The organism is Pseudonocardia sp. WMMC193, assembly GCF_021728735.1.
In the GTDB taxonomy this organism is placed as follows: domain Bacteria; phylum Actinomycetota; class Actinomycetes; order Mycobacteriales; family Pseudonocardiaceae; genus Pseudonocardia; species Pseudonocardia oroxyli.
Genome location: NZ_JAKKDO010000002.1, coordinates 63438 through 86899, shown reverse-complemented (window position 1 = coordinate 86899; position 23462 = coordinate 63438). Strand labels below are relative to the sequence as shown.

General features: G+C 70.4%; 28 protein-coding genes. 20 read left to right on the top strand and 8 right to left on the bottom strand.

What is annotated here, in order from left to right:
* Positions 1-48: 48 nt before the first annotated feature.
* A complete protein-coding gene (locus L3X23_RS01030; protein ID WP_237190118.1) occupies positions 49-396 on the top strand; it encodes a hypothetical protein in 348 nt (115 codons plus the stop codon).
* Positions 397-407: 11 nt separating this feature from the next.
* Here the strand turns inward: L3X23_RS01030 and L3X23_RS01025 are convergent, their stop codons facing one another.
* Positions 408-1085 (bottom strand): DUF4352 domain-containing protein, encoded by a 678-nt coding sequence (locus L3X23_RS01025; RefSeq protein ID WP_237190117.1) that lies wholly within the window; start codon positions 1083-1085, stop codon positions 408-410.
* A 134-nt stretch (positions 1086-1219) separates the two neighbouring features.
* On the bottom strand, positions 1220-1828 hold the full coding sequence (locus tag L3X23_RS01020; RefSeq protein WP_237190116.1) for a hypothetical protein: 609 nt from the start codon (positions 1826-1828) through the stop codon (positions 1220-1222).
* A gap of 292 nt (positions 1829-2120) precedes the next feature.
* Between L3X23_RS01020 and L3X23_RS01015 the strand changes: the two genes are divergently transcribed.
* A complete protein-coding gene (locus L3X23_RS01015) occupies positions 2121-2708 on the top strand; it encodes an Rv3235 family protein (RefSeq protein WP_237190115.1) in 588 nt (195 codons plus the stop codon).
* 13 nt (positions 2709-2721) lie between these two features.
* Here L3X23_RS01015 and L3X23_RS01010 read toward each other — a convergent pair whose 3' ends face one another.
* Positions 2722-2982 (bottom strand): hypothetical protein, encoded by a 261-nt coding sequence (locus L3X23_RS01010; RefSeq protein ID WP_237190114.1) that lies wholly within the window; start codon positions 2980-2982, stop codon positions 2722-2724.
* 401 nt (positions 2983-3383) lie between these two features.
* Here L3X23_RS01010 and L3X23_RS01005 point away from each other — a divergent pair, with 401 nt between their 5' ends.
* Together L3X23_RS01005 and L3X23_RS01000 are read left to right on the top strand one after the other, a co-directional pair.
* Complete coding sequence (locus tag L3X23_RS01005) at positions 3384-3614, top strand: hypothetical protein (RefSeq protein WP_237190113.1); 231 nt, start codon at positions 3384-3386, stop codon at positions 3612-3614.
* Positions 3615-3749: 135 nt separating this feature from the next.
* Positions 3750-3956 carry a hypothetical protein gene (locus tag L3X23_RS01000; RefSeq protein ID WP_237190112.1) on the top strand — a complete coding sequence of 69 codons (207 nt, stop codon included), beginning with the start codon at positions 3750-3752 and terminating at the stop codon, positions 3954-3956.
* A gap of 1775 nt (positions 3957-5731) precedes the next feature.
* On the opposite strand, the gene L3X23_RS35035 is transcribed toward L3X23_RS01000, so the two are convergent.
* The 3 genes from L3X23_RS35035 to L3X23_RS00985 are packed head-to-tail and all read right to left on the bottom strand — an operon-like array spanning position 5732 to position 9556.
* Entirely contained in the window at positions 5732-6175 is a 444-nt protein-coding gene (locus L3X23_RS35035) for a DUF6262 family protein (RefSeq protein ID WP_255733852.1), read from the bottom strand.
* The gene (locus L3X23_RS35930) at positions 6162-8450 is read right to left on the bottom strand and encodes a site-specific integrase (protein WP_237190110.1); all 2289 of its coding nucleotides are present in this window, start codon (positions 8448-8450) and stop codon (positions 6162-6164) included. Before L3X23_RS35930 ends, L3X23_RS35035 begins: the two co-directional genes overlap by 14 nt.
* Positions 8447-9556 (bottom strand): tyrosine-type recombinase/integrase, encoded by a 1110-nt coding sequence (locus L3X23_RS00985; RefSeq protein ID WP_237190109.1) that lies wholly within the window; start codon positions 9554-9556, stop codon positions 8447-8449. The genes L3X23_RS35930 and L3X23_RS00985 overlap by 4 nt, the downstream gene beginning before the upstream one ends.
* A gap of 117 nt (positions 9557-9673) precedes the next feature.
* Between L3X23_RS00985 and L3X23_RS00980 the strand changes: the two genes are divergently transcribed.
* Entirely contained in the window at positions 9674-10189 is a 516-nt protein-coding gene (locus L3X23_RS00980) for a hypothetical protein (RefSeq protein WP_237190108.1), read from the top strand.
* Between the two features lie 77 nt (positions 10190-10266).
* Entirely contained in the window at positions 10267-10983 is a 717-nt protein-coding gene (locus tag L3X23_RS00975; RefSeq protein ID WP_237190107.1) for a hypothetical protein, read from the top strand.
* A 21-nt stretch (positions 10984-11004) separates the two neighbouring features.
* Here the strand turns inward: L3X23_RS00975 and L3X23_RS00970 are convergent, their stop codons facing one another.
* The gene (locus L3X23_RS00970) at positions 11005-11346 is read right to left on the bottom strand and encodes a hypothetical protein (RefSeq protein ID WP_237190106.1); all 342 of its coding nucleotides are present in this window, start codon (positions 11344-11346) and stop codon (positions 11005-11007) included.
* Positions 11347-11470: 124 nt separating this feature from the next.
* On the opposite strand from L3X23_RS00970, the gene L3X23_RS00965 reads away from it, so the two are divergent.
* The 12 genes from L3X23_RS00965 to L3X23_RS00915 all read left to right on the top strand — a co-directional run bounded on the left by L3X23_RS00965 (position 11471) and on the right by L3X23_RS00915 (position 21635).
* Positions 11471-12925, top strand: a complete 1455-nt coding sequence (locus tag L3X23_RS00965; protein WP_237190105.1) for a DUF3560 domain-containing protein — start codon at positions 11471-11473, stop codon at positions 12923-12925.
* A gap of 337 nt (positions 12926-13262) precedes the next feature.
* On the top strand, positions 13263-14972 hold the full coding sequence (locus L3X23_RS00960; protein WP_237190104.1) for a ParB/RepB/Spo0J family partition protein: 1710 nt from the start codon (positions 13263-13265) through the stop codon (positions 14970-14972).
* Positions 14973-15398: 426 nt separating this feature from the next.
* Positions 15399-15548, top strand: coding sequence for a hypothetical protein (locus tag L3X23_RS00955; protein ID WP_237190103.1), 150 nt, complete (start codon positions 15399-15401; stop codon positions 15546-15548).
* 60 nt (positions 15549-15608) lie between these two features.
* Entirely contained in the window at positions 15609-16115 is a 507-nt protein-coding gene (locus L3X23_RS00950; protein WP_237190102.1) for a hypothetical protein, read from the top strand.
* A 110-nt stretch (positions 16116-16225) separates the two neighbouring features.
* On the top strand, positions 16226-16408 hold the full coding sequence (locus L3X23_RS00945; protein WP_237190101.1) for a hypothetical protein: 183 nt from the start codon (positions 16226-16228) through the stop codon (positions 16406-16408).
* A 2-nt stretch (positions 16409-16410) separates the two neighbouring features.
* Positions 16411-17388, top strand: coding sequence for a DUF4192 domain-containing protein (locus tag L3X23_RS00940; RefSeq protein ID WP_237190100.1), 978 nt, complete (start codon positions 16411-16413; stop codon positions 17386-17388).
* A 440-nt stretch (positions 17389-17828) separates the two neighbouring features.
* Positions 17829-18140: a transposase gene (locus tag L3X23_RS00935; protein ID WP_237190099.1), complete on the top strand. Its 312-nt coding sequence runs from the start codon at positions 17829-17831 to the stop codon at positions 18138-18140.
* On the top strand, positions 18137-18937 hold the full coding sequence (locus L3X23_RS00930) for an IS3 family transposase (RefSeq protein WP_237190098.1): 801 nt from the start codon (positions 18137-18139) through the stop codon (positions 18935-18937). Before L3X23_RS00935 ends, L3X23_RS00930 begins: the two co-directional genes overlap by 4 nt.
* Positions 18823-20226 (top strand): IS30 family transposase, encoded by a 1404-nt coding sequence (locus tag L3X23_RS00925; protein ID WP_237190097.1) that lies wholly within the window; start codon positions 18823-18825, stop codon positions 20224-20226. The genes L3X23_RS00930 and L3X23_RS00925 overlap by 115 nt, the downstream gene beginning before the upstream one ends.
* A complete protein-coding gene (locus L3X23_RS00920) occupies positions 20210-20533 on the top strand; it encodes an IS3 family transposase (protein WP_237190096.1) in 324 nt (107 codons plus the stop codon). The genes L3X23_RS00925 and L3X23_RS00920 overlap by 17 nt, the downstream gene beginning before the upstream one ends.
* Positions 20534-20661: 128 nt before the next feature.
* The gene (locus L3X23_RS35025; protein ID WP_255733851.1) at positions 20662-20784 is read left to right on the top strand and encodes a hypothetical protein; all 123 of its coding nucleotides are present in this window, start codon (positions 20662-20664) and stop codon (positions 20782-20784) included.
* Positions 20785-21194: 410 nt separating this feature from the next.
* The gene (locus tag L3X23_RS00915) at positions 21195-21635 is read left to right on the top strand and encodes a single-stranded DNA-binding protein (RefSeq protein WP_237190095.1); all 441 of its coding nucleotides are present in this window, start codon (positions 21195-21197) and stop codon (positions 21633-21635) included.
* A 95-nt stretch (positions 21636-21730) separates the two neighbouring features.
* Here L3X23_RS00915 and L3X23_RS00910 read toward each other — a convergent pair whose 3' ends face one another.
* Entirely contained in the window at positions 21731-22519 is a 789-nt protein-coding gene (locus L3X23_RS00910; RefSeq protein ID WP_237190094.1) for a hypothetical protein, read from the bottom strand.
* Positions 22520-22942: 423 nt separating this feature from the next.
* Here L3X23_RS00910 and L3X23_RS00905 point away from each other — a divergent pair, with 423 nt between their 5' ends.
* Both L3X23_RS00905 and L3X23_RS00900 read left to right on the top strand, forming a co-directional pair.
* Positions 22943-23119, top strand: coding sequence for a hypothetical protein (locus L3X23_RS00905; protein ID WP_237190093.1), 177 nt, complete (start codon positions 22943-22945; stop codon positions 23117-23119).
* Between the two features lie 53 nt (positions 23120-23172).
* Entirely contained in the window at positions 23173-23430 is a 258-nt protein-coding gene (locus tag L3X23_RS00900; RefSeq protein ID WP_237190092.1) for a WhiB family transcriptional regulator, read from the top strand.
* Positions 23431-23462: the final 32 nt, after the last annotated feature.

Sequence of the window (23462 nt, the reverse complement as noted above, 5' to 3'; positions counted from 1 at the left end):
CTCAGCCGGGTCCTCGGGGTTCAGGTGACGGACGGAAGGTGATCGGTGATGGTCATGCAGCCGGGGCAGCCCGAGTACCGCGCGCTCGTGCGAGCGCACCGCAACGTTCAAGCGGACCAGTGCTCCGCGATCGCCGCGGAGAACGATCGTGAGCTGACGCAGGCGCGGATGCACCTGGCCGCGATCGAGGCCCGGCTGCGCGAACGCGGAAGCACCGAGCTGGCCGCCCAGCTCGTTCGAGAGGCCGAAGCCGGAGCCGCACTGGTCGCGGTGCTGACCAGCCCCCAGCAGGACTCCCCCGTCTCCGGTCGTGAGGAGCTCGACGAAGCCCTGGCCTCCTACGCCCTGCTGCGCCGCGAGGTCGGTGACCTCGCCGAGCACCCACAGGCCGGATAGCGGACCCCGGCTCAGGCGGCGGGCACCTCGAACTCGTACTGGTTGCTGGTGTCCCAGGCCGACCCGAGGAGCAGATAGCCGCTGGTAGTGGGGACGTCGACGTAGATCGTCGCGTCGTAGGTACGACCCTTGCCATACGGGCCGACCGACTCGGTGTCCAGGCAGCTGGACGCGGCGATGTCGGCGTCGACGCTCGACACCGCACGCCCGTCGGTGCCGACCCACTCTCGCCTCGGTGCGGTGTTGAGGGTGTTGCGTGTGGTGTCGTCGTAGTCGACGCCGTTCACGATGGTCATGTCGAGGGCCAGGATGCGGCCGTTGGCGGACTGCGGCTGCTCGGTGGTACCGGTGTAGCGGTCCCGGCACGTCGTGGACAGCGGGACGTCACGGATCGCCGTCACGGTGACTACCTGGCCGGACTGCTGGATCGGCTGGCCGACGCTCATCCTCCAGGCTCCGCGCTCGGACAGCTCCGCACCGACCCCGGCACTGGGCCCGACGTCGGACTCCACCGTCTCCCCCTCGGGGCCACCTGCCGCGGAATCTCGATCCGGGCTGCCGGGCCCCCAGCTGAGGGTCAGGACGACGACCGTGATGACCAATGCCCCGGCGACGCCCAGGAGCGCGGTCACCCACGGCCAGATCCGCTTCTGCTCGCGCGGGTCGCGCTGGTCGGAACGTGTACTCATGATCCCCCCCGATCGACGAGCAAGCAGTGCTGACGTGGCGGGGGCGCGCAACGACAACGAGAAGCGTAGATCGGCGCGCGCCAGCCCGCATCGGATCGCGGCACAACCCCCGGGGTTCGGGGATCCGGGCCCGCTCAGGCCCCGCTGAGCAGTTCCAGGTGCTGCCGGCGAGCCCGGAGCCGATGCAGCGCCTGTCGTCGCTGCTGCGCTGAGAACTCTTCGCTGTGGAGTAACCAGCCCTCGAGCCGTTCCAAGTGGGCCAGCTCGGCCGGCGGATCCATCCGTTCCAGCGCCGATGACACCGGGCATGCACCGTCGTCGAGCTCGTCCTCCTCTCGGTGGCGGCAGCTCCACTCATCGAGCTGCTCGGCCTGGGCAAGAACCTCCGCGGCTGGATCCGCCGCGACGACGAGCGCCCGCACTCCGGCCTCGCTGCTCCCCACCGAAGACCCGGCGGCCGGCCCAGAGCGCGGTGAGGCGGCCGGCCGGTCGCAGAGCTCTGCAGCGACAAGCTCCCACGAGCGACCCGCGGCGAGCTCGACCTCGACCGCACGCTGAAGCGTCCGCTGCGCGAGCTCCAGCAGCCTGAGTGCGTCGCCGACCAGAACACCCGGGGGCGCGGCCGCAGCGCCGGGGACCAGATAGCGGGCGAAGTCCGACACCAGCCTCGCGGACTCGGCGAACGCCACACCCGCCGTGGAGCGGTCAGTGAGAGGCGCCATAACAGGCGCGGTGAACTGCATGAGCCCGACCATGACGCACCCCGGTGTGCCGCGGCCGTCAATGGCCGATCTGTGGACAACTTCGCCACCGTCGATGGGCTAAGCAGGGAGGTCCCCGGGGGGAGATGAAGGTGGAGTACGGGATCGCCGCCACCGGCAGTGGGACGTTCCCGCGCCCGCGGGCCAGCGTGGTCAAGGCCCTCCGCTGCGCTCCGGCCGCTGCGCGGTCACCTTCGGCGAGCCCTGCCCCCAGCCCACGGTCGGCGGGCCTGCACGTCCCCGCCGGCGGCCACCGATCGACGCCCCTCCGCCGGTGCACCCGATCTCCGTGTCGGTGCAGGCGTCCTACGAGGAAGCCCGGCCCATGTTGATGACCTATCGCGTCTCCCACGACAGCTCCACCGGCTACAGCTTCATCCCCGTCGACAGGCCCTGGCAGCGACTCTCCGCTCTGGAACCCGGCAAGCTCCACCAGTGCCCGACCTGCGGGCACGTCCCAGACCTGGACCCTGCTATCGCCAACTCGGTCTACGACGGGCCGCTCGTGCCCGACGTCGAGCCCGACGCCGCGGCCCTGGGAGTCGCGCAGACGGCCGTGCGGGTCCTGCTCGAGGTTGCGAGCGGCCGTCGACCGCTCGCGGCAGCGTCGCGGCATGCGACACCAGAGGTGGTGCACTACCTCAAGCTGCTGCAGCCGAGTCTGAAGGACCTGCCCGCGCTGCGGCTGCGCAGCTGGCACGCCGCACAGCCGCAGCGGTGGGTGATCGAGGCCAACGCACTGATCATCCTGGGCCACCACCCGCAAGCGGTCGTCGCACGGTTCGAGCCCGACCCTCTCGGGAACTGGGTCTGCACCGTGTTCCGGATCCTCCGCGGCGGCGCCCGCTCCCCCGAGGCCTGACCGGCCGCCCGCGTCAGGCGCCCAGGGCGTCGCGCAGGGCTCCGGCGACGCCGCGGACGCTGCGGCGCAGCTCCAGCGGCAACGCTCGACCGTTGGCGAGTTCGCCCGCGGCCGCGGAGAGCACCCCGGCCACCTGCCAGGCCAGCTGTCGGTCCGGGATCGTTCCGTCGTGCTGATCGCGCAACGCCGCGGCGAGCTCCCGGAAGTCCCGGGCCTCGGCGAGGTGCTCGGCGTCCACATCGATCCTGCGGTCGTACCGGCTCGACCCACCCATACGCCACCACCCTCCCCGACCAGCTCGACCGTCCCACGTCCAAAACACCGCTGGTCGTGAGGCCGGGATCTTCCCCATCCCGGCCCACGACCGACGAGCACATTACCGCCCGACGCGAACGTATGTTCGATTCTCGGTGCGATGTCACTCGACCGGACGCGCCTTCACAGCGGAGTCGCGGCAGGAAGAACCGCCCGAAGGCAGCACACCCCGCCCGAGGCGAGCCGTCGATGGACCCGACCCGACCCCGACGCGGGTGAGACAAGCCCCTGGCGGGGTCGCTGACGCGATCACACCCGGTCCGGCGAGCCGGAACCCCCGCCGGTCCCTGCGGGACCCCGAACGAGCCGTGCTGGGACGAGCCGCGGTTCCAGCACAACTCCACAGCGAAGGAGCATCCGATGGCCGAGAAGACCACCGCAGCGAGCCTCGACGAGTCCGGTCTCGACCTGAGCCCGGGCACGATCATCGACCTCGGCGACGCGTGCGACCAGGGCTTCACCGCCGACATGCGGCGGGGGCGCTGGGACGTGGGCGAGTTGATCGCCTGCCCGGACTGCGGGCAGGAGCACCAGATCGTCGCGGCGACGCCGATCGACATCGCCCACAACGTCCGCATCATCAAGGCCTGATCCACCTCCACCGCGTCGAGGGGCCCCCGAACCGGGGGCCCCTCGACGTATGCCCGCGCGCCCGTGAGCGTCGGCACCCGAGCGAGGCCGCGTGGCGACCCGGAGCTGTCGGCCCTGCGACGTAGCGTGCGGGACGTGGCAGACACCGACTCCCCCGGCACCGAGACCGCCCCGCCGGCGACGGTGCTGGAGAGGATGCTCGCGGCAAAGATCAGCGAGGAACGCGCCCGCGAATACCTACGGAACCAGTGGGTTCGCCACGGCGACGAGATCATCACCGATCCTGACGCCGTCCTCCCCAAGTACGTGATCAAGCCGCCGCCCATCACCGAGAACACCTGAGGTCAACCCGCCGAGCGCGACGGCGGGTCCGACCGGGTCCGTTCGTCGCGTCCGGGGAACGTGCAGCAGCTTGGTAGCTACCCGTGCAGACCGCTCCATCCCGCCCGGGCGTCGCGGTGGACCAGCCCTCCCGACCCGACCCGGCGCACCAACCGGCACACCGGGCGCACCCCACGTCCACGCCCGGGGCCTTTTGAGTTGCAGCTGTTGTAGGGCGGGATCGAGCCCGCCTTCCGTGAGAAATGGTGTCCGTGCCGACTGTCGCGGCCGGGCGGGAGCGTCGCTCCGTCTGACATGAGGAATCGGCGCCCAATTATGCGAGGCTGTCAATAGTCTGTTTCCGGGGTGGTTCGACGTCTCCCGGACGTCCTCGCTTGCTGCTCTGTCGATGTGCAAAACCGCTGGTCAACGGCATGATCGGATGGGTCAGGGAACTCTGAGTATTCTGGTTTCATCGACCTAATGCCCACCTGGAGTAGTACGCAGGGAATTCGGTACGTGCGTCGAAGTCGGCTGAGTCGAACAGTTTCCGACTGTGCGGCAATCTAGAGAGTATCTGTGTCAGCGGTGAACCATCTGGAATTTGCGTGCGGACTTCGATTCCGTCTCTGCTGGGCTGTATGGAAGTCAAAGCTCTTGTCTGGATACCTAGAGAGATATCTCTTCCCGTCTGGAAGTTCGGGCGAATCGATAGTCCTCGGTAAGTCCGGGAATCCCGGTGGTGGTGCGACGTGGACTGTCTCCGCAGGTCGAGCCGCTGCCGCAGCAGTCTCGCCGCGGGGGTGAGGACGTGGTGACTCTGCGCCCCGGCCGTGGCTTGCCCGGCCGATGCCCCGCCTGCCCGGCCCGACGCGGGTGAGATCACCGCTGCAGTCGTGGAGCTCGGCTACCGGGTCGAGGTGGTGATCTCACGCCGGTCGGGCGAGCGCGGGGCCCCCGCCCGCGCCACGTCCGGGGCGCGGGCGAGTCACGCCTCACCACCGCGGTGAGGCCGCCCCGGGCCCGACGGCCCCCCTCGCCGGGTTCCCGGGGCGTCCTTCGCTCCATCGGGAGTCGCCATGAACGCCACCGAGCTGCTGACCCGCCGCAACGCAGCCCTGCCCGAGATCGTCGATGTCCTGCGCGCCCAGCAGGACGCCAAGCTCGACGTCGTCTCCTCGGCCCGGAACCTGCGGGTGGTCGACGGCGCCCTGCGAGTCGCGGGCGCGGACCACCAGCTGACCGTGGACGGGGTCACGACCTGCGATGCGGTACTGAACCCGACCGCGTCGGCGGACGCGGACCTGGCCGCCAAGCTCGATATCCCGCTGCCCTACCTGCGGCGGATGCGCGCGGCGAAGACCGACCTGTACGGCACCAACGTCAACGCCTGGCTGGCAGACAAGCCCGACCGCCGATTCCTGGTCCGCGGCCTGCGCGACACCGCGTCGGCGGAGCCGGGTGTGCTGCGGGCGATGCTCTCGGACTCCTACAAGATCGTCGACAACCTCGACATCCTGATGTCGGTGCTCGAGGGCATCCGCCGAGCAGGAGCACAGGTCGAGATCACCCAGGCCGACCTCACCGAGACCCACATGTATGTGAAGGTCCGCTCGGCCGAGGTCGCCGAGATGGCCCCGGAGCTGCTGGCCGGCTACCGCAGCCCGTTCACCGGGGCCCGCGGAGCGGACAACCCGCTGGTCTTCGCCGGGTTCGTGCTGTTTATCTTGAGCTGCAGTGTTGACCATGCCTCTGAGCTGCGACGACGTCTTTTGGACGGTGTGGTTGACGCGTGGTCAGCAGGGCCCGATGATCGGTGCAGACTTCTTGGTCGGCGTGTCGTGTCGGCTGCCGACGTAGGCCCGGGTGCGGCGTTCTCCGAGGGCCAGGGCGAGTGCTTGACGAAGCTCGCGGTTCTCCTTCTCGAGCTGCTTGAGCCTGTCTGTCGCGCACTCGAGGCGCTGGAGCAGGGAGGCCTCGGTGGCTCGTTGCCTGTCGGGGACCGATCGCCGCGGGGGTGGAGCGCCTCGCCTCCTGCGGAGACGTTCGATCTCGGCTCGGAGGTCGGGTTGTTGGTAGAGCCAGGAGCGGGAGACCCCTGCTTCGCGGGCGACGGCGTTCATGCTGATGCTCGCGCCGGTGTTGTCCATGCGGCGCAGTGCGGCGACGGCGCGTTTGCGGGTTGCGGCCGCGCGGCGGCGGGCATGGGCGGTGATGTGGCCGCTGTTATCGGCTCGCATCGTCGGCGTCCTGCGGGTCGTTCTGGACTCCGTCGATCATGCGGTCGAGGTTGTGCAGGACCTGGCGATTCATCTCGATGACGCGGCTGTGGCCGCTGCGCTGGGAGATGTCGATGAGGGTGAGCGTGCGCTCGCGTTGTTCGCGGAGCTCGGGCAGGAACTCGGGTCCGGTCAGGAACACCGGGCAGGTGAGGCAGGCGTTGGCGTGCGGGCAGGTGCGCTGCAGCGGGAGCCCGCAGTAGCCGTTGGGGAGGGTCTGGGTGGCGAGCCCGTAGCGGGTTTTCGCCCACTGTGCCTGGGCCAGCGGCCCGTCCGGTTCCAGGGCTACTCGGCGGCCGTTGATGTCGACCTTCGTGGCTGCCTGCCAGTGGCGACGGACGGTCTGGTCGGTGATCTTCGCGTAGTGGGAGGTCATCTGTGTCGACTCGTGGTCGAGCAGGACGCGGACGACCTCCTGGGGGACGTCCCGGTTGATCAGCCGGGTGGCGAAGGTGTGTCGCCACTGGTGTGGGGTCAGGTGGACGGCTCGGCCGTGCTCGTCGCGGATGGAGCTCTCGGCAACCCAGCGGTTCAGTTGGCTGACGTAGGTTCCCGGCGAGTAGGGGCGTGCCCCGTCGGCGTTCGCGGTGAGTCGCGGTAGCAGGTGCGGGCCGCCGCCGGGCCATCGTTGCAGTACTCGTTGCTGCTGGTCCCGGATCTCGGCCTCCAGTTCCTCGTCGATGGGAACCGCGGCTTCTCGCCTCATCTTGTTGTTGCGATAAAGGAGATAGGGTGCTTGCTGGCCGTCGCGTTTCACGCAGTCGAAAGGAAGGGTGCATGCGTCGGCTATGCGTAGACCGCACCGGATCAAGATGATGGTGATGAGTCTTCCTTCTGGTGAACTCCACCGTTTCAGGTTGGCCGGCTGCTCGATCTGGGCCATGACGTGCTCGACGAGGAAACGTGTGATGCGTTGTTCTGTCCGGGGGATGTCCTCGCTGTAGAAGGCTGCCGAGGCCGGGAGTCGGTCGTCCCAGTTGTGGCGGCGGATGTCGAGGAAGAACCGCTGAACCGCGAGCACGTGGCCGGCGTGGGTGCGCACCGCTCCGGGCTGTCCGGTCAGCCAGACCAGGTAGCGTTCGAGCGTGGCGCGGTCGATGTCACCGAGTCCGGTGCTCGACGGTTGTGTCTCGGCGAGGAACTCGCTGAAGGCGGTGAGAGAGTACATCTCCACGATCACCGTGGTCGCGGCCCGTCCGGAGGCCAGGCGCCACCGGATCCACCGCTTGGTGAGCTCGCGGAGCCAGGGCTGGGTGATCCGGTCGAACCGAAGACGGCTGCCGGCTCGTGACCGGGTCGCGTTGTGGGTGATGCCGGGTAGTGCCGACAGCCGCCAGACGTCGCGGTGGAACTCGCTGTCCCAGCCGCTGCCGTCGCGCAATTTCTCGACGGCTTCGCGGGCGCCGAGGATGAACGACTCCGGCGCGGTCATTCGACCTCGAGAAGTGCTGGTCCGGCGGTCGAGGAACAATCGGCGCCATTGCGGGATGGAGAGATCCAAGAGCGAGTCGGCGCGGCTGTCGACGACGATCGTGATCGCGGTGTTGATGACGTGGTGGGGAGTCGGGCGGCGGGCTTCGTCGTGGCGATACTGGGTGGCGTACTGGATTTCCAGACGGATTTGTCTTGCCAGGCGACTGAAGTCGATTCGGGCGGCGCCGTGCTCGTCGCAGAGTCGAACGAACTCCTCGACCGTCGTCGAATCCCGGTAACCGCGCCAGCGCGCAGTGTGGGGATGGCAGAAGGTCCCGGTGGCGGTGTCGACCCACAGGTTGCAGAACGACAGCCGGCAGGCTCGGCGCCCGCAGTCGGGGACGGCCGCCGCGGTGGCCGCCCACTCGTCCACTGGTGGCCGTTCAGCGCGTTGCCACTGCAGAGCGTGGCGGCGACACAGACCGTGGGAGGCGCGGGCGTATCCGCAGCTCTCGACACCGCATGGCTCCAGCTCTCTGCGCCCGACCAGTGGCGGGCCGGGATTGTCGAGGAACTCCTGTCGTGGCGGCCGGCGCCGCTGGCGCCATCGCGTGCGGTGGCCGCTGCACAGACCTTGGCCGTGCGCCGGGCGGTCGCAGCCGGGAACCTCGCACCAGGCGTAGCCGAGAACGGGGTCCTGAGGGTCGGGGAGCAACACCTCGACCCGGAACTCCGGCCGCAGCTCGGCGAGCAGCTTCTCCAGCAGCCCCGACGACGTCTTCTCCGCCCTGGTGGTCTCCGACGGCGTCGGTGCGCGGTTCACAGACGCACCTCCCGGCCGGTGAACCATCCCGCGTCCTGCAGGGTTCTGCGTGCGTCCTCCACGGTCAGATGGGAGTAGGTGTCGATCGTGGTGCTGATCGATCGGTGTCCGAGGAGCTCCTTGACCGCCTCGATGCCCGCACCCCGGCGCAGCAGCCATGTCGCGTACGTGTGACGGAACTGGTGCGGTTCGAAGTCGCTCCCGGTCCGCACCCGTAGCCGCTGCACCAGGTCGTAGACAGCTCGGTAGGTCCAGGGACGCCCGAACGGCTCGGCCCAGAGGTTGACGAACACGTAGTCGGAGTCCAGCGACCCGTACTCGCGGTTGAGGTAGTCGGCGTAGAGACGCATCAGCCCAGGGCTCGTCGGGATGGTCCGCGACCTCTCGCCCTTGGCGCGGGCCCGGTTGTCGTTGGCGCGGGGACGCACCGTCACGGTCCGCTCGGCGACTTCTAGATCTGAGTGGCGCAGGCCCAGAGCCTCACCGATGCGGACCCCGGTATCGAGCATCACGGCGAACAGCAGCCTGTCGCGCAGGTGCTCGCATCCGTCCAAGATCGCTTGAGCCTGCTCGGCGGTGAGCACCCTCGGTTTCCGGCGCATGTTCTTCACCGTGATCGTCCGTCGGCGCTGCGGACGCTGCTTGGCCACGTGCTGCAGAAACGGACGATAGGAACCCTGCGGGCGACCGGCAGGGCGTAGCTGCACCAGCAGGCCCGCGACCTCGACCCCGTGACGGGCATGGAACTCGTAGAACGCTGTCACCGCGGAGAGCTTGCGCTGCACGCTCGACGGCGCGCAGTAGGCCTCAGCCGAGGGGAGGACCGCAACCTCTCCGGCGCGGGCCGCTGGCGGAAGCCGCAGCCACGAGATGAACCCCGCGAGCTGCTCGACCGTCACCGTCCGCCAGTCCCATCCACCGCCAGTCAGATAGAGCAGCCAGTCCTTCAAGTCATGGGCGTAGGCCTTGATCGTGTTCGGCGACCGCTCGATGGCCGCCAGGTAAGCGAGGAACTGCTCCACCGGCCCGACCGGGTTCAGATCCTCCCCGAGCACCGTCCACGACTCCGCGCCCGAGTCCTGCATGAGCACACGCTGCACGCGCATCGAACCTCCCGCTCGTCCGTGATGGACGGCAGAAGGTAACCGCATCCACGACGCGAGCTGGGGGATGCGGAGATCCCGTCGTGCACGACAAGGATGCCCGGCTGCCGGCTCAAGATAATGGTGTCGAACTCCGAGACCGGCCACGGCCGGTTCAAGATCACGCCGCAGCTGGTGGTGCAGGTCTGCAACAACGGTATGACCATCAACAAGCACGCCTTGTCCGAGGTGCACCTGGGCGGCAAGCTCGACGAGGGCCAGATCCGGTGGAGCGCCGACACCCAGGCCACCGCGCTGGAGCTGATCGGGAAGAAGGCCCGCGACGCCGTCTCGGCGTTCCTGGACCCCGACTTCGTCCGTGTCCAGTTGCACGCGATCACCGCGGAGGCCGGGGTCCCGATCGGGCAGCCGACCGAGGCCATCGAGCACGTCTCGAAAAAGCTCAACTTCACCGGCGAGCAGCAGGAGGCGATCCTGCGCGACTTCATCGCCGGTGGCGACTGCACCTCCGGCGGTGTCCTGCACGCGGTCACCTCCGCAGCGCAGCGGGTCGACAACGCCGACGTCGCCTACGAGATGGAGCGCCTCGGTCTGCGAGCGATGAGCCTCGCCGCAGCCCACGCCACCACCCGCTGACCCCTACGCCCCCGACGGGCGGTCCCGCAGTACGCGGGGCCGCCCGTCCCCCTGCGCTCGAGAGGACCTGACACACCTTGACCAGCACCGACGACACCCGCACGACCGCGATCCCGCGACAGACCACCGGAGACGACGCCCGACAGCGTCACCTCGACGCGATCTTCTCGCCTCCGCCCGGACCCGCTCCGGTGGCGCTGGACGTCAGCATCCCCGCGGTGCGGGCGATCATCCGGCTCTTCCTGGACATCAAGACCGCCGAGGCCCCGTGGACCACCGGTCACGACTCCGGCGACCGCCGGCTCGACCTGCAGGACGTCGTCGAGGCGTGGTTCACCCGGATCGGCCTCGGGCTCGACGAGTCCGCAACCTCGCTGGTACTCGGGCTGGTCCGTGGTCGACGTGACCCCGGGCTGCGCCTGGCCGAAGCGCAGAGCTGCTACGGGCAGGAATGCTACGGCGAGAACTGCTGCGACCAAGGCCCTGAACTCCCGGACGCCTACCGCCACCCCGGCTCGACAGCCTCGGCGTCCGGCACGCTCGACGGCCAGGGAGAGGAGCGGGACGACACGGAGGGAGTGCCCGTCGCCTTGACCCTCTACGCGGACCGATGCGGAGGTGAACCCGCTGAGACCAGCGACCCAGACGTGCTCACCGAGGTCGCCGCTGACCTACTCGGCGACGTCTTCGACCTGGCCCGGCAGGGCGGACTCGAACCCGGCGACCTGGTGGAGCGCGCGCTGGGGCTGCTCAACGACCAGACCTCAGATCGACCTACCTCGAAGCCACGCTGACGCCGCTCCCCCGGACTCGGTTCAGAGCCCGCGGGGGCGGGGGATGTCGTGGGTCAGGTCGTCGAGGAGCGTCTCGGCGTCCCGCTGATCGAGCTGAGCCAGCATCGACAGCAGCTCGGCCTGGTCGAAGTAGGCGAGCAGCAGCAGGTCCCGGACGGCATCGAGGCCGTGCTCGGCCTCGACCCAGCCGATCACCGCCCGTACGGCCTCGGTGCTCTCGGCGATCTGCTCCGGAGTCTCCGCCGGGCGCAGGGCCGCGCGCACGGCATCGATCCCGGCCTGAGTGAGGACCTGGTCGAGCAGGCCCTCCGCGGCCGCACCGGCGCTCTCCGACGGGCCATCAGACCTACCGCGATCACTCATGCCCCGCATCCTGCCCCAGAAACGACCTGGTGTGCGCCGCGGCCGCCACCACCCACGAGGCCCCAACAGATCCGGTCCCGATCATCCGAGCGGGACACGACCTCACAGAAGGACTACTTCGATCATGACCCCAGACCCCCACGCCCAGCAGCCCAACTCGGCTCTTCGCGGGGCGCCGCCGAAGGCCTCGCCGACACCGCCGCCGGTGGCGCCGGCCCAGGGCTACGCCGCGGGCACCCTCTCCGGTGGTGAGTTCCTGACCGTGATCGGATCGGCGCACCGCAACTGGGTCTACCGGGACCTGCCCGACGCCCAGACTCGCGCGGGAGTTCTGCGCGCGGGCTCGCACGACCCCGCCCAGATCGTCGTCCGTGCGGTGCGCCCGGAGTTTCATCCCGGCGTCACCGCTACCCAGACCGCGTTCCGGATCGTCGGGGACCCCGATCACGAGCCCGAACCCACGTTCGGGCCGGCGCAGCCGCGGCGGCAGCTGCTCATCGAGCACACCTACGCCGAGGGCACCTGCCTCGAGGGTGTGGAGCGAGCCGATGACCTCTACCGGACGTTGCGGTCACTGGGCTGGCTGGCTCGCCGCTCCGTCGGGGACTACCGGCTGCAGCACAGCCAGGACCGCCCCGCCAAGCTCGGCGCGATCGACCGCACCGTGCAGGCCTTGGAATCGGCCGGGTTCTCCGTCGAGGTCCGCATCGACACCACCGCTCGCTCGATGGCCAAGGCCGAAACGGAACGGTCCGTGCGCGCCGAGCAGCGTGCGGATCGGCTCACCGCCCGCTCCGACCGCCTCGCCACCGAGGCCGCCGGCCGGGAAGAGGCAGCGAACCGGGTGTTCGACCACATACCGCTCGGCCAGCCGCTCCTGACCGACCACCACTCTTACGGGCGCGACTCGCGGCGGCGGGAGCGGGCGCGCGCGAATATGGCACGGTCGGTGGAGCTCGACCGCGAGGCCGGGCAGACCGCCGAGGCAGCGGCCACCGCGGCCGCGCACATGCGGCACCGGCACAACCCGGAGACCGTCGCCAATCGAATCCGCACTCTGACCGCAGAGCTGAACCGGTACATGCGCGAACGCGCCGAGCTGCCCACCGACACCCGGATCACCGACGAGGTCCGGGCCCGGCGCGACGCCGAACTCGCCGAACGCGAGGAGCACACCCGCTCTCAACTGGCCCACTGGCAGCAGGTGCGCGCTGAGCAGATCACCAATGGGCAGGCCACCGACTACCGCCGCGACGACATCAGCCGTGGAGACCTGATCCGCTACCAGTCGGGCTGGTATGTCGTGGTCCGCGCGAACGCCAAGAGCGTGTCGGTGCCCTCCCCGATCATGGGTGGCGGCGCCACGCACACCGTTCGCTACGAGCACCTGCGTGACCACATCACGCCGGACTCGCCCCGCTGGGCGGCGATCGCGGTGGAGGCCGTGCTCAGCGCTCGGCTCATGGCCAACCGCGGAGAGCTCACCAGCCCGGAATGGAAGAGGGTCGAGGCCAGCGTCCACAACCAGCTCACGGAGCTCGCCGAACCCGCGGAGACCAGAGACACCGGAGACGCGTGACAGCTGGGTGGGTGGTCCCGCGCCGGACTGCGGAAGGGATCGAGCGGCGGGCCGCGAGGGCGGCGGCCCGCGTTGTGGGACTCGCACTCTGGCATCCCTGCGGCCGGGCCCGGCGATGAACCCCGCCGGCTCCGGCACGGATGAACCCGCCTCGACGCCCAACCCATCGGGGCAAGAAGCCACCCGCGCGAGAGGCAGCGGGTCCACACCGCCCGGGCCAGCGCGAACCCCCGCCACCCCGGGACGCAGGGGCGCCCCGGGCGAGTGCGTCCCACCCCGGGACGCACCCCACGACCCTTCCGGGTCGCGGGGCCCGACTCACCTCGTGGAGGTTCGCGTGAGCACAACCGAACTCACCGGCACCGTCGACGGCAGCAACGATGGCGGCTCCGCCGCCGAGACCGCGGCGGAGACCGTCGCCCCAGCCGCGAGCAGCGACAACGACCCACTCACGACTCCGGATGCCGAAGCGGAAGATCTCGGCGTCCTGATGTGGATGGACCCGGGCGAGTTGGTCGTCGGGATCAATACCCGCACCGAGGTGCGGCTGGACGCGCACTTCGTCGCCGACGTCCGCGACCGCGGAGTGCGCGAGCCCATCACGGTGCGCCGCCGCGAGGACGGGGCCCTGGTGGTGCGCAAGGGCCAGCGCCGCACCCTGGCCGCGCTCAAGGTAGGTCTGCCGCGGGTGCGGGTGTTCCTCGAGCCTGACGACGACCCGACGGAAGCCGACCCGCAGGGACAGATCGCCCGCATCGTCGACCAGCTCGGTGAGAATCATCATCGCTCTGGGATCAGCGACTGCGAAGAGGTCGCCGCTCATCAGGAGTTGCTCGATCTCGGGCTGAGCGCGGCGCAGATCGCCCGTCAGACCCGCACCCCGGCGGCGCGGATCCGCCAGACCACGCGGGTCGCGGCCAGCGAGATCGCGGCCAAGGCGATGGCCCGGTACGAGCTGACCCTCGACCAGGCCGCGGTGATCTCCGAGTTCGACGACGGCACCTCCGAGGGGATCGAGGCGGTCAAGGCGCTCACGGTGTGCGCGGCCAGCGAGCCGGGGCGCTTCGCCCACACCGCGCAGCGCGCCCGCAACGACCGTGAGGACCGTCGGCTGCTGGCCGAGGCCGTCGAGCAGGCCGTCGAGCAGGGCTCGACGGTGCTGCGCACCGACGAGGCAGGTGATGCGGACACCCAGGCGCACCCGGCCGCGCGGGCGCTGACCGAGCTGCGCCCGCGCGTCGAGGACCCGCAGTACACCCGGCTGAGCGCCGAGGACCACCAGGACTGCCCGGGCCACGCGATCGCGTTCGAGGTCACGCGGCACTGGTCGTCGAACGAGCCGTCCGTCGAACCCATCGCCTACTGTCTGGACCCCGACCGTCACGGCCACGCCCCCTACTACGAGCGCCGCGTGAGCACCGCTGAAGCCGACGAGTCGAAGTCGGAGGACGAGCTCGCTGCGGAGAAGGAGGTCGCCCGGGTCGAACGCAAGCGGGTCGTGGAGGGCAACAAGGCCTGGGACGCCGCGGTCGCGGTACGCCGTGAGTTCGTCAAGGCCCTGCTCGCGCGGAAGTCCGCGCCGAACAACGCCGCGCTGTTCGTCGCCACGGCGATGGCCACCGGCGGACACGAGCTGCGCAAGGCCTTCGAGAGCGGCAACCAGCTCGCCTGCGCACTGCTCGGCGTCGAGGTGCCGCAGGGCTGGTACTCGGGCAAGCCCAACCCGCTGCTGGCGTTGCTCGATGGGGCGAGGGCCGGCAAGTCCACCCAGGTCATGCTCGCGGTCGCGCTCGCGGCCGAAGAGGACAGCCTGCACCGCTCCAGCTGGCGCACGGGCCACGCCCTGCCCAACACCCGCGCCGCGGCCTACATGAGGGCGCTCAAGGGCTGGGGCTACACCCCCACCCACGTCGAGGAACTCGTCATCGACCCCGAGACCCCGGCCCCCGGCGAAGTCGAGAACCCCTCGGATGCCGAGGGCGCCTCGGACACGGGCATCGGTCCGGAGGGGACCAACGCCGGGGCGGTCACAGAGCCGCCCGCTTGAGCTGGAGCGCGGCGGGCCGATCTCGGCCCCCGCGCTCCAGCTCCCGCTCGCCCTGGCAGGACGAGATCCGTCGAGCCCGCAGGGTCCTCCCGTTCGGGACGGAAAGGGTCGGCTGCCGGGCTGCTCGGTGCAGGTGGGTCAGTGTGGGGGCGGTGGCTGCGACGCGGGTCGCGGCCACCTGTGGGTCGGCACGACTGGATCGCCCGGAGGTCAGCACAGACGGGCGGGGCGAGCGTGCAGATGAACCCGGCCGACCCATTCCGGTGAGACCGCGTGCCGGTTAGCGCGCGCGGCCGCCGGTCGGGGTGAGGCGGTCACACCCGGGATGGGCCAGCCGGAACCCCCTGCCCGTCCCCTGCGGGGACCCCGACCGCCCGCGCTGAGGCAGAGCCGCGTTCCAGCCGCACCGACCCGCAGGAGGCCCTGATGTTCCGCACCGCGACCACCACCCCCACCACCGCTACGACCGTCGGCTTCGACTCCGAGGGCGCGTGGCGCGAGTTCGGTGACCGCGAGGCGAACCAGGACCGCATCGGCGCCGACCTGGGCGGCGCGCTCAACGAGCCCGGCTTCTGACCCGCCCGCGGGCGGGCCCAGACAGGGCCCGCCCCTCTCCTCAGAAGGAGGCCACCGGACGTGCTCGACCCCACCGGAAAGATCAACAGCTTCGACCGTTTCGACTACATGCGCAGCTACGTGCTGCCCGACACTGTCGAGACCAACATCCCGCGTGACCGCAGTCGCCCGGGCGGCTACGGCGCCCACGAGTACGCCCGTGGGCTGCTCGTCGAGACCGCCATCCGGTTGCAGGCGCGCCCGGAGCGGTTGCGCTACTCCGACCACGAGTGGTCGTGCACCGAGCGTTGGGACATCTGCCCGCAGCCGCGCAGCTGCGATGCCGGGCCGATCAGCCTTTGCTCGGTGACGCTGGACCTCGCGATCCCGTTCACCACGGTCCGCGTCGCGGTCAGCTGGTTCCGCACCGCCCACGACCACCACATGGGCTGGAGGCTGGCCATCGACGGCGAGCCGATCGGCGAGGAGAACCGCACTTACTCCCCCAGCCCGCGCTACACCGGCGCGCTGGTGGCCTGGCACCACCACGCCGCCCTCGAAGCCCGGATGCGCACACCCAGCCGCTGACCTTGAGCGCACCGGGTCGACCGCGCACGTCGTGGTGCGGGCCCCGCTTCCCCGGGGCCCGCACCCTCGCCCGCTCTTGTCCTGCCGACCTCGTCCTGAGGAGTTCCGTCATGTCCGAGACCACCCGCACGCCCGCGAGCGGCCGTTACGGCCGCTGCACCGGCTGCGACCAGCTCAAGTCTCTCGACCACCGCGGGCACCCGCACCCGCACAACCACTACAGCGCGCAGAACACGGCGTTGCGGACGCGGCGCTGCACCGGCGAGAACACCCCGGCCCGGAACGGAGCCTGACCATGACCACGACACCTCAGCCTGCCCGCCCGGTCCGTCTGAACAGCGGCGACGGCATCATCGCCTCGGTCCCGACGCTGGTCGGGTTCACCCCCGCAGACTCGCTGGTGATCCTCACCCTCGCCGGGCGCCGCGTCGGGCTCACCCTGCGCGTCGACCTCCCACCCGCCGGCGACCAGACCGCCGCGGTGGCCGCGCACGCCGCCGCGGTGATCGACCAGCACCAGCCGGACGAGCCACTCACCGCGTTGTTGGTGCTCGTGGGTGACGACGACCGGGCCGACCTGGTCGACGCCGTCACCGAGCAGCTCGCCGGTGTCGGGGTCCGGGTCCAGCAGGCCCTGCACACTCCGCAGATCGCGGCGGGCATGCCGTGGAAGTGCCTGTGTGACTGCGGGAACGCGGGAATCCTCGACGACCCGGGTTCCTCGGTGCTTGCCGTGACCGCGGTCGCGACCACCGGCCGGGTCAACTACCGCTCCCGCGCCGAGCTCGCCGCCGAGCTCGACAGCCGCATCGACGCAGCCACCGCCCGCCGGCGCGCCGAACAGATCAGGATGCTCGACGGCGAGGGCCCCGAGGTGGCGGCCGCGGTCCTGGAGTTCGGGTCGCAGGTACTGGACGGACGGCTCGACGAGATCGATGAGGACGTCATCGTCGGGATCGGTGCCGCCCTCGGCACCCCGGCTCGCCGTGACGCGCTGGTCGGGTGGACCGCTGAGGTCACCGAGCACGGGGTGATGCGGGCCGCGTGGCTGCGGATGGTGCAGCAGCTGCCCGGCCGCTCCCGCGCGCAGGCCGCCACGGTGTGCGCGCTCGCCGCGCTGCTCGACGGCGACGGCGCCACCGCAAACGTCGCCCTCGAAGTGGCCGAGCGGACCCACCCCGGCCTACCCCTGACCAGGCTGGCCACCCAGCTCACCGCGGCCGGGATCGAACCGGGCATGCTGCGTGCCCTGATCCGCGATGGCTCGCGATGACAGAGTCTCGGCACCCGGCTCCGCTCCTCGGGGCGGAGCGGGTGCTGTGGCCGACGTGGGATCGGTGCGAGTGGTGCCACGCGCAGCTCTACATCAACACCGCCCTCGCCCCGGCCAACCCTCGCTTGAAGGGCGCCTGGGTGCCCAGGGACGCACCCGACCAGCTCCACTGCCCGGCAGCACCCACCACGGTCCGGGCAACAGGAGGTCGGGCAGGGGCCGAGCATCGGCTCGATCTGCAATGGGCGCGCCGGTTCACGGGCCCGCGCTGCGACGGCCAGATGTCGGTCGATGGGCCGGACCGGCCCCCGATCCAGTGTCCGCGAAGGCCGGTGCGTCGAGTGACCTGGCATCCGCTCGGCCGTCGTTCTGAGGTTCCCCCGCTTTGCCGGAGTGTCTGAAGGCTGGTTCGATCTTGAGGGCCAGAAAGGAAGGCACTGGTGGCTGCACCGAAGAAGTACCCCGATGAGCTGCGTGAACGAGCGGTTCGGCTGTATCGGGAGTCCGACCCTCGTCCGACGTTCCGTGGGCTCGCCGGGCAGCTCGGCGTGCATCACGAGGCCCTGCGCAACTGGGTGCGCCAGGCCGAGGCCGACAAGGGCGAACGTGATGATCGGCCGACGACCGACATGGCGGCCGAGAACCGCAGGCTCGCGAAGGAGAACACCGAGCTGCGGCGGGTCAACGAGGTCCTGCGCGCGGCGAGCGCCTATTTCGCCAGCGAGATCGGCCCGACCCGGAGGTGGTCATGAGCTTCGTCGATGCCCATGACTTCCCCGCCGGTCTCGTACTACGGGTCCTCGGTATCGCGTCCTCGACCTACTACGACTGGCGCGCCCGGCGAGCCGCTCCGTCGCAGCGGCAGCTCGACGATGCCGTGTTGCTCGAGCAGATCGTGAAGATCCGGTCGGTGAGCGAGTTCGCCGCCGCCTACGGCTCGCCGCGGGTGTGGCTGGAGCTGCGCCGCCAGGGCGTGCACGTGGGCCGCAAGCGGGTCGAGCGGATCATGCGCGAGCACGGACTGCAGGGCGCGCACCTGCGCCGCGGCTGGAAGCACGGCTCCACCCGGCAGAACCCGGCCCACCGGCCGGCGCCGGACCTCCTCGAACGCGACTTCACCGCGACAGCGCCGAATCGGGTGTGGGTGGCTGACCTGACCCGGATCGTCACCGGCGAGGGCGTGCTCTGGCTCGCCTCGGTGCGCGACACCTTCTCCAACCGGGTCGTCGGATGGGCCACCGACCCGCGCGCGACCACGGCGCTGGTGCTGACCGCGCTCAACCACGCCCTGCGCTCCCGGGACCTGCGACCCGGGCAGTTGATCTTTCACAGCGATAAGGGATCCCAGGGCGGATTCAAACGGTCGTCGCAACACCCTGATCACGGAGGAGTCCAGGGATGGCGACGAAGGACTGGAGCAGGAGGACCGGCGATATGCCCGAGGGGCTTCGCCGGCAGTGGCGTGCTGATCGGGCGCTGCGGCCGCCGATGCGTTCCCCTGGGCGGCCAGAGCCGTCGCGGGTGGTGCAGCGACAGTTCTGGCGGCTGATCGCCACGGGTGTCACGACGGTGGAGGCGTCGTTGGCTGTCGGCGTGTCGTGGCCGGTCGGTGCCCGCTGGTTTCGCCACGCTGGCGGCATGCCGCCGATCTTGCTGACCGAGCCGTCGGGTCGCTGCCTGAGTTTCGACGAACGCGAGGAGATCGCGATCTTGCGCGCCAAGGGCAAGGGAGTCCGTGAGATCGGCAGGGCGATCGGGCGGGACCCCGGGACGGTCTCACGCGAACTACGCCGCAACGCCGCCACCCGTAGCGGGAAGGTGGAGTACCGCGCCGGGGTGGCGCAGTGGAAGGCCCAGCAGGCTGCGAAACGCCCGAAGACCGCGAAGCTGGTCGAGAACCCGCGGCTGCGCGAGTACGTCCAAGACCGGCTCGCGGGCAACGTCCGTAGACCTGACGGCACGATCGTCGCGGGTCCGACACCGCCGGTCTGGAAGGGGCTCAACAAGCCGCACCGGGCAGACCGTAGATGGTCGCTGGCGTGGAGCCCCGAACAGATCGCGCAGCGCCTGAAGGTGGACTTCCCCGATGATGAGTCCATGCGCATCAGCCACGAGGCGATCTACCAATCGCTGTTCATCGAGGGCCGCGGTGCGCTCAAGCGTGAGCTGGTCGCGTGCCTGCGGACAGGGCGTGCGCTGCGGGAGCCGCGGGCGCGATCCCGGAACAAGGCGCAGGGTCACGTGACCGCCGATGTCGTCCTGCGCGAGCGTCCCGCTGAAGCCGAGGATCGCGCCGTTCCCGGGCACTGGGAGGGCGACCTGATCATCGGCACCGGGAGGTCGGCGATCGGCACGCTCGTCGAGCGCAGTAGCCGCTCGACGCTGTTGGTGCACCTGCCGCGGGAGCAAGGCTGGGGCGAGAAGCCGTATGTCAAGAACGGGCCGTCGCTGGGCGGCTACGGGGCCGTCGCGATGAACGCCGCGCTGACCGCGTCGATGACGAAGCTGCCCGAACAGCTACGCAAGACGCTGACCTGGGATCGCGGCAAGGAGCTCTCGGGGCACGCGCTGTTCGCAGTCGAGACCGGGACGCGGGTCTTCTTCGCCGACCCCCACTCACCATGGCAACGCCCGACGAACGAGAACACCAACGGCCTACTGCGCCAATACTTCCCCAAAGGAACCGACCTATCGCGCTGGTCCGCCGAGGAACTCGAGGCCGTCGCTCACGCACTGAACAACCGACCCCGCAAGGTCCTCGGATGGAAGACCCCTGCCGAGGTCTTCGAAGAGCAACTACGCTCGCTCCCGCAGCCCGGTGTTGCATCGACCGGTTGAACCCGCCCAGTACACGGCGTTGCGGTTCACCCAGCGCCTGGTCGACGCCGGTGTCGCCCCGTCGACCGGGTCCACAGGCGACAGCTACGACAACGCCCTCGCCGAGAACCTGTGGGCCACGATCAAGATCGAGCTGCTGTACTGGCCGGGTACGACGTTCGCGACCCGCCGCGAGGCCGAGCACGCGCTGATCCGCTACCTGGACGGCTGGTACAACCCGCGCCGGATCCAGGCCCGCCTCGGCGGCCTCTCCCCGGACGAGTACGAGGACAACTATCGTCGCGCCCAGCGCGACGCCGACAGGTAACTCGCACTCCGGGAAACCGGGGGAAGCTCAGTTCCCGCACGATGACCTGGCAAGGCTGCCATGAGCATTTCCCGACCCTGCTCAGCGAGGCCGAAGACGACCACGCCCACGCACGAGCTGGAGGTGACGTGCCTGGTCCGCGGGTCGAGCAGGTGGAACTGGTCGTCACCGACCGGGACCGCGCGCACGGCCGCGGCGGTCGGTGGGAGTCCACCCCTGCAGAAGGACCGATCCAGCACCAGCTCTTCTAGAGACCCTCGGGAACTCAGGCCAGGACCTGAGACTGCCTGGCCGCATCATCCGGCGTCTGTCAGGAACAGCCCCCACGGGCCGGTGCCCCAACGGGCGACCGTGGCTGATCCGGGCGCAACTACGGGGCAGCGGATCGGTGCGCGCCCGCGGCCAGCTCCTGGCCGGACGGGTCGATGTGGTTGATGGAGACGCCCGGAGGTCAGCACACCCCCCGGGCCATGAGGCGATGAACCCGCACCCATCCATCCCGGTGAGACCGCCGCAACCCGTCGATGAGCTCGGCCGCCGGGAGGAGTGGAGGCGGTCACGACCGGGATGGACGAGCCGGAACCCCCGCCCCAGACCCGAGCTGCGCGCTGAGGCAAGCCGCGTCACCCCAACACACCGACCACCGGACAGGAGCACCACCATGAACGAGAACACCTTCCACGGCACCGTCGGCCGCGAGATCCGGATCAACCACAGCCAGCGCACCGGGAACGCGGTGGTCAACTTCTCCATCGCCATCAACTCCCGGCGCCGCGACCAGGCGAGCGGCCAGTGGGTGGACCGCCCCACGGTCTGGAAGGACGTGGTGGTGTTCGGGCTGCTCGCCGCCAACGTCTACGACACCCTCGCCACCGGCATGCACGTCGTGGTCACCGGCGAGGAGGTCGACGACTCCTTCACCAAGGAGTCCCGCGAGCCCGGCGGCGAGGACACGGTCATCCGCCGCACCAAGATCGAGGCCCGCGAGGTCGCGGTGAGCCTGCGGTTCCAGACGGCGACGGTCGAGAAGGTGCAGCGCAACCGCGAGCAGAGCACCGAGCAGCGCAGCACGTCGAGCACCGCGCCGCAGCCGGTCGGCTGACCTCCACGCCTCGGGCGGCCCGCACGCGCGGGCCGCCCGAGGGTCTGCATGCTCCGTACCACGCGCCAGCCTTCGCTGGTGCCGCTCGAGACCGTTCAGCCGTTGATCAGGTCTGCGTCCCAGGCCAGCGAGTCCTCGGGTGAGACCGGCCACGCCTCCAGCCCGGGATGGGTCAGTACCGAGTCGATCAGCGCTTGGGACCCGCCGATCAGGGTCGAATCGAAGTCGATCTCGGTGGCGACACACCATGCCCGGTCCTGTGGCCAGAACAGGTTCGGGGACTGCGGCCAGACACCTCGCGGGTCACCCAGGCCGGTCGCGTCGGCCAGCGGGCCAGCGAACAGCAAGTAGTCGCGGCCGGGAAGCCGAAGACGCGGCCCGTCGAGGACCTCGAGCGGGAACGCCGAGGGCGGCTCGCCCTCCTCGATCACGGTCCCGTCGGCGTCGCGCCGCTGGTACCAGGCACCGCGGCCGTCGACCCACCCCAGACCCTCCCAGAGCGCGAACACACATTGCTGGTCACCGGTCGACTCGGAGAGCACGTCGAGCAGCGCGGCCAGAGCGGCCGCGGGGAGGTTCCCCGGCTCCGGAGGTGACCCGAACCAGGCGGACCGGCGGGTGACCCCTCCACCGACGGCGGGCACGTCGTGGGTGCGGGAGATCGTCGGCCACTGCATCAGCGGGTGAGCGATCGTGTCGGTGCGGGCGCAGACCTGCGCCCAGGTGCCGGGCTCTCCGGTCATGGTGTGTGGCGGGTGCAGGACCCGCGCATAGGCCTCGAAGACCGCGGGGACGTGCTGGCCGACGGTGCCGTCGAGCCGCGTCAGCTGTTCGGCGATCCAGAGCCCGGCCACGACGTCCGGGAGCCATTGCGGACGTCCCATACCGGCCATGATCACCGACTCTCGCCGGTGTGTGCCAGTGCTTTAGATGTCGGTGAGCTGCGGAGCGGCTGGCGGTGGGGTGCCGTCCTCGCTGGTCGACGTCGCGATCCTGCCCGAGACCCGCTCGCCCCGGTCCAGGCCCTGCGCTGCGCTCCGGCCGCGCGCGGTCGCCTGCGGCGAGCCCGGCCCTAGTCGGCGGGACCCGGGCCATCCGGTTCGCGCCGAAGCGAGGAGAGACCACACCCCGCCCCGAGGGCTGCCGACACGCAGCCAGCGGAGCGGCTGGCCAGCCCGTCCGACGGACGGGGCGACCAGCAAGAGCAGGTCCCTTCGGGGGGCGGGCGCTGCCCGGACCCGGCCTCGCTCGGAGAGCACGGGATGAGCCGCACACCTGCGGCGACCAGCGAAGAGAAGGAGACCCGGATGAAGCTCAGCAGGTACAGCAGGCGCCAGAACAACAACGCCGGCGGGGAGCAGCCGCGCTCGTGCCGCGGCTGCGGCAAGCACCTCTCCGGGACCAGGTGGGGCTACCAGGAGGTCTGCTCCAAGCCTGAGTGCCACGGGATCGTCCTGGCCCGCATGGAGAAGCGCCTCGCCTGACCGGGCCGGCGCGCCCAGCCGTATCCGCCCGAACGACCTGTGAGGAGACCGAGATGGACTGGCGACACAAGGCCGCGTGCCGCGGTGAGTCACCCGAGCTGTTCTTTCCCGTCGGCAACGCCGGGCCCGCGCTGGAGCAGACCGAGCAGGCCAAGGCGGTGTGCGCCCGATGCCCGGTCGTGCGGCAGTGCCGGGACTGGGGCCGCGCACACGAGGACAGCGGCGTGTGGGGCGGTGAGGACGAGTACGAGCGCCGCACCGCCCGCGGGCAGGACCGCCGCAGCCGCCGATCGTTCCGACCGGCCGCATGACCCGCATCCACCCACGAGGCTGGTGAGACGAG

Bases quoted from the DNA above. Each gene is read 5' to 3' on its own strand.
- L3X23_RS01030 (WP_237190118.1), top strand. From the start codon at position 49: ATGGTCATGCAGCCGGGGCAGCCCGAGTACCGCGCGCTCGTGCGAGCG.
- L3X23_RS01025 (WP_237190117.1), bottom strand. From the start codon at position 1,085: ATGAGTACACGTTCCGACCAGCGCGACCCGCGCGAGCAGAAGCGGATC.
- L3X23_RS01020 (WP_237190116.1), bottom strand. From the start codon at position 1,828: ATGCAGTTCACCGCGCCTGTTATGGCGCCTCTCACTGACCGCTCCACG.
- L3X23_RS01010 (WP_237190114.1), bottom strand. From the start codon at position 2,982: ATGGGTGGGTCGAGCCGGTACGACCGCAGGATCGATGTGGACGCCGAG.
- L3X23_RS01005 (WP_237190113.1), top strand. From the start codon at position 3,384: ATGGCCGAGAAGACCACCGCAGCGAGCCTCGACGAGTCCGGTCTCGAC.
- L3X23_RS35035 (WP_255733852.1), bottom strand. From the start codon at position 6,175: ATGCGAGCCGATAACAGCGGCCACATCACCGCCCATGCCCGCCGCCGC.
- L3X23_RS00985 (WP_237190109.1), bottom strand. From the start codon at position 9,556: ATGCGCGTGCAGCGTGTGCTCATGCAGGACTCGGGCGCGGAGTCGTGG.
- L3X23_RS00980 (WP_237190108.1), top strand. From the start codon at position 9,674: ATGGTGTCGAACTCCGAGACCGGCCACGGCCGGTTCAAGATCACGCCG.
- L3X23_RS00970 (WP_237190106.1), bottom strand. From the start codon at position 11,346: ATGAGTGATCGCGGTAGGTCTGATGGCCCGTCGGAGAGCGCCGGTGCG.
- L3X23_RS00965 (WP_237190105.1), top strand. From the start codon at position 11,471: ATGACCCCAGACCCCCACGCCCAGCAGCCCAACTCGGCTCTTCGCGGG.
- L3X23_RS00955 (WP_237190103.1), top strand. From the start codon at position 15,399: ATGTTCCGCACCGCGACCACCACCCCCACCACCGCTACGACCGTCGGC.
- L3X23_RS00945 (WP_237190101.1), top strand. From the start codon at position 16,226: ATGTCCGAGACCACCCGCACGCCCGCGAGCGGCCGTTACGGCCGCTGC.
- L3X23_RS00940 (WP_237190100.1), top strand. From the start codon at position 16,411: ATGACCACGACACCTCAGCCTGCCCGCCCGGTCCGTCTGAACAGCGGC.
- L3X23_RS00930 (WP_237190098.1), top strand. From the start codon at position 18,137: ATGAGCTTCGTCGATGCCCATGACTTCCCCGCCGGTCTCGTACTACGG.
- L3X23_RS00925 (WP_237190097.1), top strand. From the start codon at position 18,823: ATGCCCGAGGGGCTTCGCCGGCAGTGGCGTGCTGATCGGGCGCTGCGG.
- L3X23_RS00915 (WP_237190095.1), top strand. From the start codon at position 21,195: ATGAACGAGAACACCTTCCACGGCACCGTCGGCCGCGAGATCCGGATC.
- L3X23_RS00910 (WP_237190094.1), bottom strand. From the start codon at position 22,519: ATGGGACGTCCGCAATGGCTCCCGGACGTCGTGGCCGGGCTCTGGATC.
- L3X23_RS00905 (WP_237190093.1), top strand. From the start codon at position 22,943: ATGAAGCTCAGCAGGTACAGCAGGCGCCAGAACAACAACGCCGGCGGG.
- L3X23_RS00900 (WP_237190092.1), top strand. From the start codon at position 23,173: ATGGACTGGCGACACAAGGCCGCGTGCCGCGGTGAGTCACCCGAGCTG.